At 55.7% G+C, this 13,386-nt stretch carries 9 protein-coding genes; 7 read left to right on the plus strand and 2 right to left on the minus strand.

The genetic code is table 11. The annotated features are described in order from the left end of the window. Position 1 precedes the first annotated feature (1 nt). On the plus strand, positions 2-1,990 hold the full coding sequence (gene tkt / locus ACOTX5_RS03965) for a transketolase (RefSeq protein WP_023295116.1): 1,989 nt from the start codon (positions 2-4) through the stop codon (positions 1,988-1,990). Positions 1,991-2,077: 87 nt separating this feature from the next. Here the strand turns inward: tkt and ACOTX5_RS03970 are convergent, their stop codons facing one another. Further along, entirely contained in the window at positions 2,078-2,410 is a 333-nt protein-coding gene (locus tag ACOTX5_RS03970; protein WP_063438898.1) for a tRNA-binding protein, read from the minus strand. A gap of 138 nt (positions 2,411-2,548) precedes the next feature. On the opposite strand from ACOTX5_RS03970, the gene ebgR reads away from it, so the two are divergent. The 6 genes from ebgR (at position 2,549) to ygjK (ending at position 12,162) form a co-directional block, all read left to right on the plus strand. After that, positions 2,549-3,532, plus strand: a complete 984-nt coding sequence (ebgR, locus tag ACOTX5_RS03975; RefSeq protein ID WP_015572215.1) for a transcriptional regulator EbgR — start codon at positions 2,549-2,551, stop codon at positions 3,530-3,532. A 146-nt stretch (positions 3,533-3,678) separates the two neighbouring features. Beyond that, positions 3,679-6,762, plus strand: coding sequence for a beta-galactosidase subunit alpha (ebgA, locus tag ACOTX5_RS03980; protein WP_045911346.1), 3,084 nt, complete (start codon positions 3,679-3,681; stop codon positions 6,760-6,762). Continuing rightward, positions 6,759-7,208 (plus strand): beta-galactosidase subunit beta, encoded by a 450-nt coding sequence (locus ACOTX5_RS03985; protein ID WP_045911345.1) that lies wholly within the window; start codon positions 6,759-6,761, stop codon positions 7,206-7,208. Before ebgA ends, ACOTX5_RS03985 begins: the two co-directional genes overlap by 4 nt. 53 nt (positions 7,209-7,261) lie before the next feature. Further along, the gene (locus ACOTX5_RS03990; protein ID WP_063945168.1) at positions 7,262-8,698 is read left to right on the plus strand and encodes an amino acid permease; all 1,437 of its coding nucleotides are present in this window, start codon (positions 7,262-7,264) and stop codon (positions 8,696-8,698) included. Between the two features lie 38 nt (positions 8,699-8,736). Continuing rightward, a complete protein-coding gene (ygjJ, locus tag ACOTX5_RS03995; protein ID WP_017692955.1) occupies positions 8,737-9,795 on the plus strand; it encodes a protein YgjJ in 1,059 nt (352 codons plus the stop codon). Positions 9,796-9,810: 15 nt separating this feature from the next. Further along, on the plus strand, positions 9,811-12,162 hold the full coding sequence (gene ygjK, locus ACOTX5_RS04000) for an alpha-glucosidase (RefSeq protein WP_045911344.1): 2,352 nt from the start codon (positions 9,811-9,813) through the stop codon (positions 12,160-12,162). Positions 12,163-12,251: 89 nt separating this feature from the next. Here the strand turns inward: ygjK and ACOTX5_RS04005 are convergent, their stop codons facing one another. Continuing rightward, the gene (locus ACOTX5_RS04005) at positions 12,252-13,295 is read right to left on the minus strand and encodes a DUF1176 domain-containing protein (protein WP_045911343.1); all 1,044 of its coding nucleotides are present in this window, start codon (positions 13,293-13,295) and stop codon (positions 12,252-12,254) included. Positions 13,296-13,386: the final 91 nt, after the last annotated feature.

The raw sequence follows: 13,386 nt of genomic DNA on the forward strand, positions 1-13,386 counted from the left end.
TATGTCCCGTAAAGAGCTCGCCAACGCCATTCGCGCCCTCAGCATGGATGCCGTACAAAAAGCCAATTCCGGCCACCCTGGCGCCCCCATGGGGATGGCTGATATCGCCGAAGTGCTGTGGAACGACTTCCTGAAGCACAACCCTACCGATCCGACCTGGTACGACCGCGACCGTTTTATTCTTTCCAACGGGCACGCCTCGATGCTGCTCTACAGCCTGCTGCACCTTTCCGGCTACGATCTGCCGCTTGAGGAGTTAAAAAACTTCCGCCAGCTGCACTCCAAAACGCCGGGCCACCCGGAGATCGGCTATACGCCGGGCGTTGAAACCACTACCGGCCCGCTGGGCCAGGGGCTGGCGAATGCGGTTGGCCTGGCGATTGCCGAACGTACGCTGGCCGCGCAGTTCAACCAGCCCGACCACGAGATTGTCGATCACTATACCTATGTCTTTATGGGCGACGGCTGTCTGATGGAGGGGATCTCTCACGAGGTCTGTTCTCTGGCGGGCACCCTGGGGCTGGGCAAGCTGATTGGCTTCTACGATCACAACGGTATCTCCATTGACGGGGAAACCGAGGGCTGGTTTACCGACGATACGGCGAAACGCTTTGAAGCCTATCACTGGCACGTAGTGCACGAGATCGACGGTCACGATCCTGAGGCGGTGAAAAAAGCGATTCAGGAAGCGCAGAGCGTGAAGGACAAACCGTCCCTGATCATCTGCCGCACCACCATCGGCTTCGGCTCGCCGAACAAAGCGGGCAAAGAGGAAGCGCACGGCGCGGCGCTGGGTGAAGAGGAAGTGGCGCTGACCCGCCAGAAACTGGGCTGGAAACACCCGGCCTTTGAGATCCCAAAAGAGATCTACAAGGCCTGGGATGCTCGCGAAACAGGTGAAAAAGCGCAGCAGGCCTGGAACGAGAAGTTTGCCGCCTACAAAAAAGCGTATCCGGAGCTGGCGGCTGAGTTTACCCGCCGCATGAGCGGCGGCCTGCCGGAAGACTGGGAAGAGAAAACTCATGCGCTGATTGAGAACCTGCAATCCAACCCGGCGAAAATTGCCACCCGTAAGGCATCACAAAACACCCTGAACGCGATTGGCCCAATCCTGCCCGAACTGCTGGGCGGCTCGGCGGATCTGGCGCCAAGTAACCTTACCATCTGGTCCGGCTCTAAATCCCTGAAGGAGGACATTGCCGGGAACTACATCCACTACGGCGTGCGCGAGTTTGGGATGACCGCCATTGCCAACGGCATCGCCCACCATGGCGGCTTCGTGCCGTACACCGCCACCTTCCTGATGTTTGTCGAATATGCCCGTAACGCGGCGCGTATGGCGGCCCTGATGAAGGCGCGGCAAATCATGGTGTACACCCACGACTCTATCGGGCTGGGTGAAGATGGGCCGACGCACCAGGCGGTAGAGCAGCTGGCGAGCCTGCGCTTAACGCCAAACTTCAGCACCTGGCGTCCTTGCGATCAGGTGGAAGCGGCAGTGGGCTGGAAGCTGGCCGTAGAGCGTCATAACGGACCCACGGCGCTGATCCTGTCGCGCCAGAACCTGGCGCAGATCGAGCGCACGCCGGAGCAGGTGAAAAATATCGCCCGCGGCGGGTACATCCTGAAAGACAGCGGCGGCAAGCCAGACGTGATCCTGATCGCCACCGGTTCCGAGGTGGAAATCACGGTAAAAGCGGCGGAGAAACTGACCGCCGAAGGTCACGCGGTGCGCGTGGTTTCCCTGCCTTCAACGGATATCTTTGATGCTCAGGATGAGGCGTACCGCGAATCGGTGCTGCCTTCAAACGTCGCGGCGCGCGTGGCGGTCGAAGCTGGCATTGCCGACTACTGGTACAAATATGTGGGTCTGAAAGGGGCAATTGTCGGGATGCATGGTTACGGTGAATCCGCCCCGGCCGACAAGTTGTTCCCGTATTTCGGCTTTACCGTTGAGAACGTGGTGGAGAAGGCGCTAAGCGTGCTGTAGTGCTTTTGCCGGGTGACGCTGTCGTTTACCCGGCCTGCGGTTCGAGGCTTTGTAGGCCGGGTAAGGCGTAGCCGCCACCCGGCTTTTTCACACCACTCTTACCCCTGCCGCCATCACCCGCTCCGGCGTTAATAACACACTTTCTCGGGCGTCATCGGTTTCCGCGCAGAGCAACATGCATTCAGATGTTTCACCGCGCATTTTAGCCTTTGCCAGGTTACACAACACCACCACCGTTTTGCCCATCAGCTCCTCTTCCCGGTAATACGGCACCAGGCTGGTGACGGTTTGCAACGTTCTGTCTCCCACCTCTATCTGCGCAATATAGAGCTTGTCCGAATTGGCGTGACGTTTAACGTCAACAATCTTCCCCACGCGGATCTCGAGCTTTGCAAAATCATCGTATGCTACCGTTTCCACTTTTGCCTCCTTGGTAAAATTTTACTAAATACTAACACGGTAACTGGCGAGGGCAACAGGAATGTTATTTACTAAAAATTAATGCATGTCCGAACGCATCCTTTACAATAAGCTATCTCGTGGGGAATAAGGACAAACATGGCAACGCTGAAAGACATCGCGACGGAAGCTGGCGTCTCGCTGGCAACGGTATCCCGGGTTTTAAACGATGACCCGACGCTGAATGTGAAAGAAGAGACGAAACACCGCATTCTGGAGATTGCCGAGAAGCTGGAATACAAAAGCACGACCTCCCGTAAAATGCAGTCTGTCGCTGCCGGTCAGCAACATATTCTGGCGCTCTACAGCTACCAGCAGGAACTGGAGATCAACGACCCTTACTATCTTGCCATTCGCCACGGCATTGAGACGCAGTGCGAAAAACTGGGGGTCGAACTGAGTAACTGCTACGCTAATGCCACCCTGCCGGAGCTGAAAAAGCTCACCGGGGTGTTGATTGTAGGCAAACCCTCCCCTGCGCTTCGACGTGCGGCAATGTCGTTGACCGACAACGTCTGTTTTATCGACTTTCACGAGCCAGGCAGCGAGTACGATTCTGTCGATATTGACCTTTCGCGCATCAGCAAGCAGATCGTGGATTTCTTTATTGCTCAGGGAGTTAAGCGGATTGGCTTTATCGGCGGCGAAGATGAGCCAGGCAAGGCTGATATTCGGGAAGCCGCCTTCGTGGAGTACGGGCTCCTGAAAGGGGTGGTATCGGAACAGGACATCTGGCGCGGCGGTTTTTCCAGCTCGTCCGGTTATGAACTGGCAAAAATCATGCTGGCACAACAGTGCTGGCCTTCCGCCTTGTTCGTGGCCTCCGATTCCATCGCCATCGGGGTGTTACGCGCCATCCACGAAAAAGGGCTGGCGATCCCGGAAGATATTTCACTGATCAGCGTGAACGACATTCCAACCGCCCGCTTTACCTTCCCGCCTCTTTCCACCGTGCGCATTCACTCTGAAATGATGGGCAGCCAGGGCGTTAATCTGCTGCTGGAAAAGGCCCGCGATGGCCGCGCGCTACCGCTTCAGGTCTTTGTCCCGAGCGTACTGAAGCTGCGCGGCACCACCCGCTGATTTCCACCTGTTAACTCTCCCGCCGGGCACGCCCGGCTTTTATAATTTCGTGATCGAGTTAAAGCAAATCGGTTTTACTGATTTTATTTAGTAAAATATTTACTAAAATCTCCAGCAATGATGTTTTACCCCTACAGGGAGATCACATGAATCGCTGGGAAAATATTCAACTCACGCATGAAAACCGGCTCCCGCCGCGTGCGTACTTCTTCTCTTATGACACCGTTTCCCGGGCGCGCACGTTTGCGCGTGAAGCCAGCAGCCACTTTCTGTCGCTAAGCGGAAAGTGGAACTTTCGCTTCTTCACGAACCCGCTGCTTGTCCCGGAAAACTTTACCTCAGAATACATGGCCGACTGGGGCGATATTACCGTGCCGGGCATGTGGCAGATGGAAGGTCACGGTCAGTTGCAGTACACCGACGAAGGCTTTCCTTTCCCGGTGGACGTACCATGGGTGCCGTCAGACAACCCGACCGGGGCATACCAGCGCTGGTTTACGCTTTCTGAAAGCTGGCAAGAGAAACAGACCCTTATCAAGTTTGACGGCGTCGAAACCTATTTCGAAGTCTACGTGAATGGCCGCTATATAGGCTTTAGCAAAGGCAGCCGACTGTCTGCCGAGTTTGATATCAGCGATGCGGTACACAGCGGGCAAAACCTGTTGTGCGTGCGGGTTATGCAGTGGGCAGATTCCACCTACATTGAGGATCAGGACATGTGGTGGACGGCGGGGATATTCCGCGACGTCTACCTGCTGGGAAAATCACTCACGCATGTCCGCGATTTCACGGTTAAAACCACCTTCGACGAGGCATACCGGGATGCCACCCTCTTCTGTCAGCTTGAGCTGGAAAACCTTGCTGCACGCCCTGGCTGTGTTCAACTGGATTATACCCTGTACGACGGCGAGACAGTGCTGCACAAGGGAACAACCGACAACCTGACCGTCAGCGAGCGTGCGGAAACCGCCTTCAGCATTGAGGTGAGGCAACCCCGCCAGTGGTCCGCTGAATCGCCGGATCTTTATCATCTGGTCATGACTTTAAAAGATAACCATGGCCAGACGCTGGAAATCATCCCGCAGCGCATCGGGTTTCGGGATATCAAGGTGAAAGACGGCCTGTTCTACGTTAACAACCGTTATCTGAAGCTGCACGGCGTCAATCGTCATGACAACGATCATCTGAGGGGCCGCGCGGTGGGGATGGATCGCGTGGAGCGCGACCTGATCCTGATGAAGCAGCACAATATCAACTCGGTACGTACCGCCCACTACCCGAACGACCCGCGCTTTTACGAGCTTTGCGACCTGTACGGCCTGTTTGTAATGGCTGAAACGGATGTGGAGTCTCACGGCTTCGCCAACGTCGGCGACCTGAGCCGCATTACGGACGATCCGGTGTGGGAGCCGGTCTACGTTGAGCGCATCGAACGCCATATTCACGCGCAGAAAAATCATCCGTCGATCATCATCTGGTCGCTCGGAAACGAGTCCGGCTACGGCTGTAACATCCGCGCGATGGCCCGTGCGGCAAAAGCGCTGGATGATACTCGCCTGCTTCACTACGAAGAAGATCGCGACGCCGAGGTGGTGGACATTATCTCCACCATGTATACCCGCGTACCGCTGATGAATCTGTTTGGCGAATACCCGCACGCCAAACCGCGCATTATCTGCGAATACGCCCATGCGATGGGCAACGGTCCCGGCGGGTTGACCGAGTATCAGAACGTGTTCGATCGCCACGACTGCATTCAGGGGCATTATGTCTGGGAGTGGTGCGACCACGGTATTCAGAAAACAGACGCCAGCGGCAACATCTGGTACGCCTATGGCGGCGACTTCGGTGATTACCCCAATAATTACAACTTCTGCCTCGACGGGCTGATCTACTCCGATCAAACGCCCGGGCCAGGTTTGCGTGAGTACAAGCAGGTGATCGCCCCGGTCAAACTGCGCTGGCAAAACGGTGAGCTGCACGTTGATAACCGCTTATGGTTCACCAGCCTGGATGATTACACCCTGCTCACGGAGGTGCGTGCGGAAGGTGAAACGCTGCACAGCGAGCCACTGAACATCACCGGGTTGGCCCCCAACAGCTCCCGCAGCGTCAGCCTGCACTTGCCGGAACTGGACGAGCGCGAAGCATTTCTGACTGTACGTATTATCAAAAACAGTCCCACGCGCTACAGCGAGGTCGGGCACGAGATCGCGGTGTATCAGTTCCCGTTAAAAGGCCGCACGGCACGCCCGACACCGTTTATCAACACCAGTGCCGCTCCGCTGCGTCTGGAGGAAGATCGCCTGAGCTGCACCGTGACCGGGCATAACTTCCGCGCGAGCTTCTCTAAAGTATCGGGAAAACTCAGCGCCTGGCAGGTGAACGGTGAGGAATACCTTACCCGTGAGCCGAAGATTAACTTCTTCAAGCCCATGATTGATAACCATAAGCAGGAGTATGAAGGGCTGTGGCAGCCGTATCATTTCCAGATCATGCAGGAGCATCTGCGCGGTTTCGAGGTTGAGCAGCATAACGATGCGGTCATCGTCACCACCCGTACCCTGATTGCCCCGCCAGTGTTTGATTTTGGCATGCGCTGTACCTATCGCTGGCGCATCGCCGCCGACGGGCAGATCAACGTTGAGCTATGCGGTGAGCGCTACGGCGAGTACCCGCACATCATTCCGTGCATCGGCTTTACGCTTGGCATCAACGGCGGTTTCGATCAGGTGAGCTACTACGGGCGAGGGCCGGGTGAAAACTATCCGGACAGCCAGCAGGCCAGCACCATCGACCTGTGGCACACCACGGTTGATAAGATGTTTGAAAATTATCCGTTCCCGCAAAACAACGGCAACCGTCAGCAGGTGCGCTGGGCCTCCCTCGCGGATCGTCATGGCAGCGGCGTGCTGGTCGTACCGCAACAGCCTCTCCACTTCAGCGCCTGGCACTACACGGCTGAGAATATTCACGCCGCACAGCACTGCAACGAACTGCGCCGCTGCGATGACATTACGCTTAATCTTGACCACCAGGTGCTGGGCTTAGGCTCCAATTCCTGGGGAAGTGAGGTACTGGAGAGCTGGCGCGTCTGGTTCAGTCCGTTCCGCTACGGCTTCACATTGCTCCCGCTCAATGGCGGCCGCATCGCCTCGATGGCGCTGGCACGCCAGCAATTCGGCACCGGTTTCTTCTCCATGGATTTGCACAGCGAGGCAGACAAATGATCGTTCTTGAGAGCCTGGAACAGTTTCAACAGCATTACCGCGCGGGTCGCAAATGGCAGCGCTGCTCAGAAGCCATTAACAATATCGATAATATCTCGCCCGGCGTAGCCCATTCGATTGGCGATTCGCTGGCCTACCGTGTGACCAATGATGCCAGCACCGACGCGCTGTTTGTCGGGCATCGCCGCTATTTCGAGGTGCATTACTACCTTCAGGGCGCGCAGAAAATTGAATATGCCGCCAAAGATGCGCTTCAGACAGTGGAGTGCTACCGCGATGAGACCGATCGAGAATACCTGAAAGGCGTGGGTACCACCGAACAGGTGCGCGAGGGGCAGATCGTAATTTGTGAGAACCATGAGGCGTATCGCTTTATCAGCGAGGAGCCGGTCAAAAAAGTCATTCTCAATGTGACCATCGAAGACGGTTATTTCCATAACAAATAAAAAAACGAGCGGTGCCAATGAAGCACCGCTAGCCTCTTACCCGGAGAAACGTTATGTCTGAAACCACCAAACGCAATACCATCGGCAAATTCGGCCTGCTGTCGCTGACCTTTGCCGCCGTGTTTAGTTTTAACAACGTGATCAATAATAATATCGAACTCGGACTTGCCTCCGCGCCGATGTTCTTTTTAGCAACCCTGTTCTATTTTATCCCGTTCTGCTTAATTATCGCTGAGTTTGTCTCGTTGAATAAAAACTCAGAAGCTGGAGTTTATGCCTGGGTAAAAAGTTCACTCGGCGGGCGCTGGGCATTTATTACCGCTTATACATACTGGTTCGTGAATTTATTCTTCTTCACCTCGTTATTACCGCGCGTCATTGCCTATGCCTCTTATGCCTTTCTTGGCTATGAGTACATTCTCACACCATTTGCCACAACGGTGCTAAGTATGGTGCTGTTCGCCTTCTCAACGTGGGTCTCCACCAACGGGGCGAAGATGCTGGGGCCAATTACGTCTGTAACCTCCACGCTGATGCTGCTGCTGACGCTCTCTTACATTCTGCTGGCGGGCGCGGCGCTAATGGGTGGGGTGCAGCCCGCTGATCCGATTACCGTCGACGCGATGATCCCGCATTTTAACTGGGCATTCCTCGGCATTACCACCGGGATATTTATGGCTGCCGGGGGCGCGGAATCCGTCGCGGTGTACGTAAACGATGTGAAAGGCGGTTCGAAATCTTTCGTTAAAGTGATCATCCTGGCGGGGATCTTTATCGGCGTGCTGTACTCCATCTCCTCGGTACTGATCAACGTCTTTATCAGCAGCAAAGCGTTGAAGTTTACCGGGGGTTCGGTGCAGGTGTTCCACGGTCTGGCGGTGTGGTTTGGCCTGCCGGAAGTGTTGATGAACCGTTTCGTCGGTCTGGTTTCCTTTACCGCCATGTTCGGTTCCCTGCTGATGTGGACGGCGACGCCGGTCAAAATCTTTTTCTCGGAGATCCCGACCGGCATTTTTGGTCCGAAAACCGTGGCGCTGAACGAAAACGGCGTACCGGCGCGCGCGGCCTGGATCCAGTATTTGATTGTGATCCCACTGATGATTATCCCGACCATGGGCTCCAGTACCGCGCAGGAGCTGATGAACACCGTCATCAATATGACCGCCGCAGCCTCAATGTTACCGCCGCTGTTTATTATGCTGGCCTACCTCAACCTACGTCGTAAGCTCGATCACCTGCCGCGCGATTTCAGGATGGGTTCACGAACCACGGGTATAACCATAGTGTCGATGCTGATTGTTATTTTCGCCATTGGTTTTGTGGCATCCACTTTCCCTACCGGTGCCAATATTCTGACGATTATTTTCTATAACGTCGGTGGCATTGTTTTATTCCTCGGATTTGCCTGGTGGAAATACAGCAAATACGTAAACGGATTATCAAAAGAACAACAAAAAATTGAAGCATCACCTGCCTCGAATATTAACTGAAATAAAAGGCATGGATTTTATCTCATTGGGATGAGTTTATGAAAATTAAACAAAAAACATTTTGGGCACTCGCTGCCCTCTCTTTCTGCTGCCCTGCTATTGCCGCAGAAGATGCCCGGCCCGCTGAACATGACGATACCAAAACACCGGCAATAACCTCCCCGTCATTTCGTTTTTATGGCGAGATGGGCGTCGGTGGGTATATGGATTTAGAAGGTCAGGATAAACATAAATACAGCGACGGCACTTATATTGAGGGCGGTCTGGAGATAAAACAGGGGAACTGGTTCGGCCTGATTTACGGCGAAGGCTGGACCGTACAGGCGGATCATCAGGGCAACGCCTGGGTGCCCGATCACAGCTGGGGCGGGTTTGAAGGTGGGATTAACCGCTTCTACGGCGGTTACAAAACCGATAACAGCACCGAGATCATGCTCAGCCTGCGCCAGGACTCGTCTCTCGATGACCTGCAATGGTGGGGCGATTTTACGCCGGATCTGGGTTATGTGATCCCCAACACCCGCGACATCTTGTACGCACTAAAGGTGCAAAACCTCTCCGGCAACCTGCGCTATAGCGTCACCGCCACGCCAGCGGGTCACCATGACGAAAGCAAGGCCTGGCTGCACTTCGGCAAATACGATCGTTATGACGACAAATATACCTATCCGGCAATGGCGAATGGCTATATTCAGTACGACATCATGAAAGATGTCACCTGGATGAACGGTCTTGAAATTACCGACGGTACAGGCCAGCTCTTTTTAACAGGCGTTTTGACACCCAACCTGGCGGCACGCGCGTGGCATCATACCGGACGGGCAGATGGACAGAACGTCTCCGGCACGGAGAGCGGATTTATGGTCAGCGCCATGGTGGAAGCCCTGAAAGGCGTTTATCTCTCCACTGCTTACAGCTACGCGAAACATCGTCCGGACGATGCGGCTGAAAAAACTACCTCGTTTATGCAGTTCGGGATCTGGTACGAGTACGGCGGCGGGCGTTTTGCCACCGCTGCCGACAGCCGCTTCTATATGAAAAATGCCTCCGGCGACCCGAGCGATCAGGTCTTCCTGATGCAATACTTCTACTGGTAAAAAGGATCTACCACCATGAAATACGTCCTCACGCCGCTGGCCTGCGCGCTGGCGCTCAGTTTTTCGGCTCACGCCGCCACCGCAACTGACTTCAAAAACGTCATCAACCGTACCGGCGCGCCGCTCTTCATGCAGGATTTCGACTACGACGACCACCAGCGGTTTAATCCCTTTTTTGATATGGGTGCCTGGCATGGGCATTTGCTGCCGGACGGGCCGCAGACCCAGGGCGGATTTCCCGGCGTAGCGCTGCTCACCGAAGAGTACATCAACTTTATGGCGACGAATTTTGATCGCCTGTCCGTTTACCAGAACGGTAAAAAAGTGGATTTCACCCTTGAAGCCTACAGCCTCCCTGGCGCGTTGGTGCAGAAACTGAGCGCCAGGGATGTTCAGATCGTGATGACGCTGCGCTTTGCTTCTGCGCGTACTTCGCTGCTTGAAACCCGTATTACCAGCAAAACGCCGCTGGAGCTGGTGTGGGACGGCGAGCTGCTGGAAAAACTGGAGGCCAAAGAGGGCAAGCCGCGTTCGGATAAAACCATCGACAGCGCATATCCTGATTATCAGCGTAAAATTGTAGCCACGCGCGACGGCCTGAAGGTGACCTTCGGCAAGGTACGCTCCACCTGGGATCTGCTCACCTCCGGCAGTTCCGAATATCAGTTACACCGCTCTCTTCCTGCCGAGACCACCGTTGACGGACATCGCTTTACCAGCCGGGCACAGATTTCCGGCAGCACCACGCTGTACACTACCTACTCCCATCTGCTGAACGCCGATGACGTCGCGCGTGAACAGCCGCAGATCCGCGACATTCTGGCGCGTCCGGCCTACTTTATGGCCGCCTCGCAAGCGCGCTGGGAGAGGTATTTACAACAAGGGTTAACCAACCCGCACGCGACTCCAGAACAAACGCGCGTGGCGGTGAAAGCCATCGAGACGTTGAACGGTAACTGGCGTTCGCCAGGCGGCGCGGTGCGTTTTAACACGGTGACGCCCTCCGTAACCGGACGCTGGTTCTCCGGCAACCAGACCTGGCCGTGGGACACCTGGAAACAGGCATTTGCCATGGCGCATTTCAACCCGGAGATCGCCAAAGAGAACATCCGCGCGGTCTTCTCCTGGCAGATCAAACCCGACGATCCGGTGCGCCCGCAGGATACCGGATTTGTGCCGGATTTAATCGCCTGGAACCTGAGCCCGGAACGAGGCGGCGACGGCGGTAACTGGAACGAGCGTAACACCAAGCCGAGCCTGGCGGCATGGTCGGTGATGGAGGTGTATAACACCACGCAGGATAAAGCCTGGCTTGCCGAGATGTATCCAAAACTGGTTGCCTATCACGACTGGTGGCTGCGTAACCGCGATCATAACGGCAACGGCGTGCCGGAGTACGGTGCGACGCGTGATAAGGCCCATAACACCGCTACCGGCGAGATGCTGTTCACGGTGAAAAAAGGTGATAAAGAAGAGTCGCTTTCCGGCCTGAATAACTACGCACGGATAATCGATAACGGCCAGTACGACAGCCTGGAGATCCCCGCGCAGGTGGCCGCCTCGTGGGAGTCCGGGCGCGATGATGCCGCCGTATTCGGATTTATCGATAAAGCGCAGCTGGATAAGTACGTTGAAAACGGCGGGAAACGCAGCGACTGGACGGTTAAATTTGCCGAAAACAGGAGTAAAAAAGGCGATTTGTTAGGGTATTCCTTATTACAGGAGTCCGTTGACCAGGCAAGCTATATGTACAGCGACAATCACTATCTGGCGCAGATGGCGAGCCTGCTGGGTAAAGAGCAGGAGGCCAGCCACTATCGCCAGCTGGCAGATAAACTCGCAACCTATATCAACACCTGCATGTTCGATGCGAAAAGCGGGTTTTACTATGACATTCGTATCGAGGATAAGCCGCTGGCGAACGGCTGTGCGGGCAAACCTATCGTCGAGCGTGGTAAAGGGCCGGAAGGCTGGTCTCCGCTGTTTAACGGTGCCGCGACGCAGGAACATGCGGATGCCGTGGTCAAGGTGATGCTGGATCCGAAGGAGTTCAATACTTGGGTACCGCTCGGCACCGCCGCGCTGACAAACCCGGCGTTCGGCGCAGACATATACTGGCGCGGCCGGGTCTGGGTCGATCAGTTCTGGTTTGGACTAAAAGGCATGGAACGTTACGGCTATCGTGAGCAGGCGCAAACCCTCGCCGAAACCTTCTTTAAGCATGCGAAAGGGTTAACCTCGGACGGCCCGATTCAGGAGAACTATAGCCCCCTGACCGGAGCACAGCAGGGCGCACCTAACTTCTCCTGGAGCGCGGCGCATTTGTATATGCTGTATAACGACTTTTTCCGTAAGAGCGATCGGTGATGCCCTCGTGCCCGGTGGCGGCTACGCCTTATCGGGCCTACGATTCTAAAAAGTAGGCCGGGTAAGCGACAGCGCCACCCGGCAAAACCCTACCTTGTGATCCACAGCGTGGGCCAGGCATCTGGCCCATTCCAGTTATCACAGCTTGGCTCTTCCGCGTAGCGTACCAGGCGGAAGCGCTGGCCGTTAAAACGCCAGCGGGTCTGGATCCCACAGTCGCCAATCCCGCGTCCCAGCGCCAGCGTGGTCAGCTCGCGCGTTTTTTCGTCGAAGCTGGCATTCATCAGCTCCATGTCGCTAGTCTGGCTGGAAGGGGTAAACGGCAGGCGCAATCTCACGCTCCTGGCCGAAAATGGTTTTTTACGCGACACCAGCCACGCCAGGTCGACGGTGTTGTACGCCCCCGCCTCACAGCTGATGATCATCAGCGCTTTGTCATCGGTCAGCGCGGTCACGCGCACTTCACGCCGGTTCGGATCGAGAGAGCACTGGCTGTGGTTCATGCGCCAGGTACCATAATCCAGCAGATCGTTGAGTTCGTTATGCGTCAGCGGCGTTGGCGTGGGGTTCACCACCGCCACCTTTTTTAAAGCCGGCGCAGGCGGCACGCTCAGCGGTGGACTATCCCCTTTTTTAATCCATGCCGTTTCACTTCCGACGCGTTTTTGCTGGGCATCGATAAACAGCAGCGCCGCTTTCAGACCGGCCAGAGAAATTGTCTGCTTCCCCCCGCGCAGAGTCAGCGCCTGCCCTTCCTGAATGGTTTTCAGAAACGTGGTGATGGTGGCCGTATCGTCTGTTTTAAGATGCCAAGGGGTTAACTGCCAGTGTTGCGACGTGAGTTTAAGCGGCACCTTGTCGAGCAGCAGGCGCGGGGCGATGTCAGGCTCTTTCACCGGAGGCGCCGAAAGCCCGCCGAGATCGATGCGCAGGCTGGCGTCCGTTTTTGCCCCCGCACTGCGGCTCAGCGTCATGACCAGACCGCGATGCTCGCCGGTATTGCGCGCTACGCAGAAGTTCTGGTTATTGCAGGTCACCTGCCAGTCTGAAAAAGACTGCTGCGCAGGCGCAGCCCACACCAAAGGCGCGGGAAGCACGCAAATGAAGAAGAGAAGAAAAACGCAGTAGCGCATGAACAGCACAGCCCCGGAAACGAATAGGTCAATCTGGGGCGTATCTTCGTGCCCTGGGCGGGCTGGCTCAATCGGATTTATCGGATAGATT

The organism is Enterobacter cloacae complex sp. IR5441 (assembly GCF_049238215.1).
GTDB lineage: Bacteria > Pseudomonadota > Gammaproteobacteria > Enterobacterales > Enterobacteriaceae > Enterobacter > Enterobacter hormaechei_C.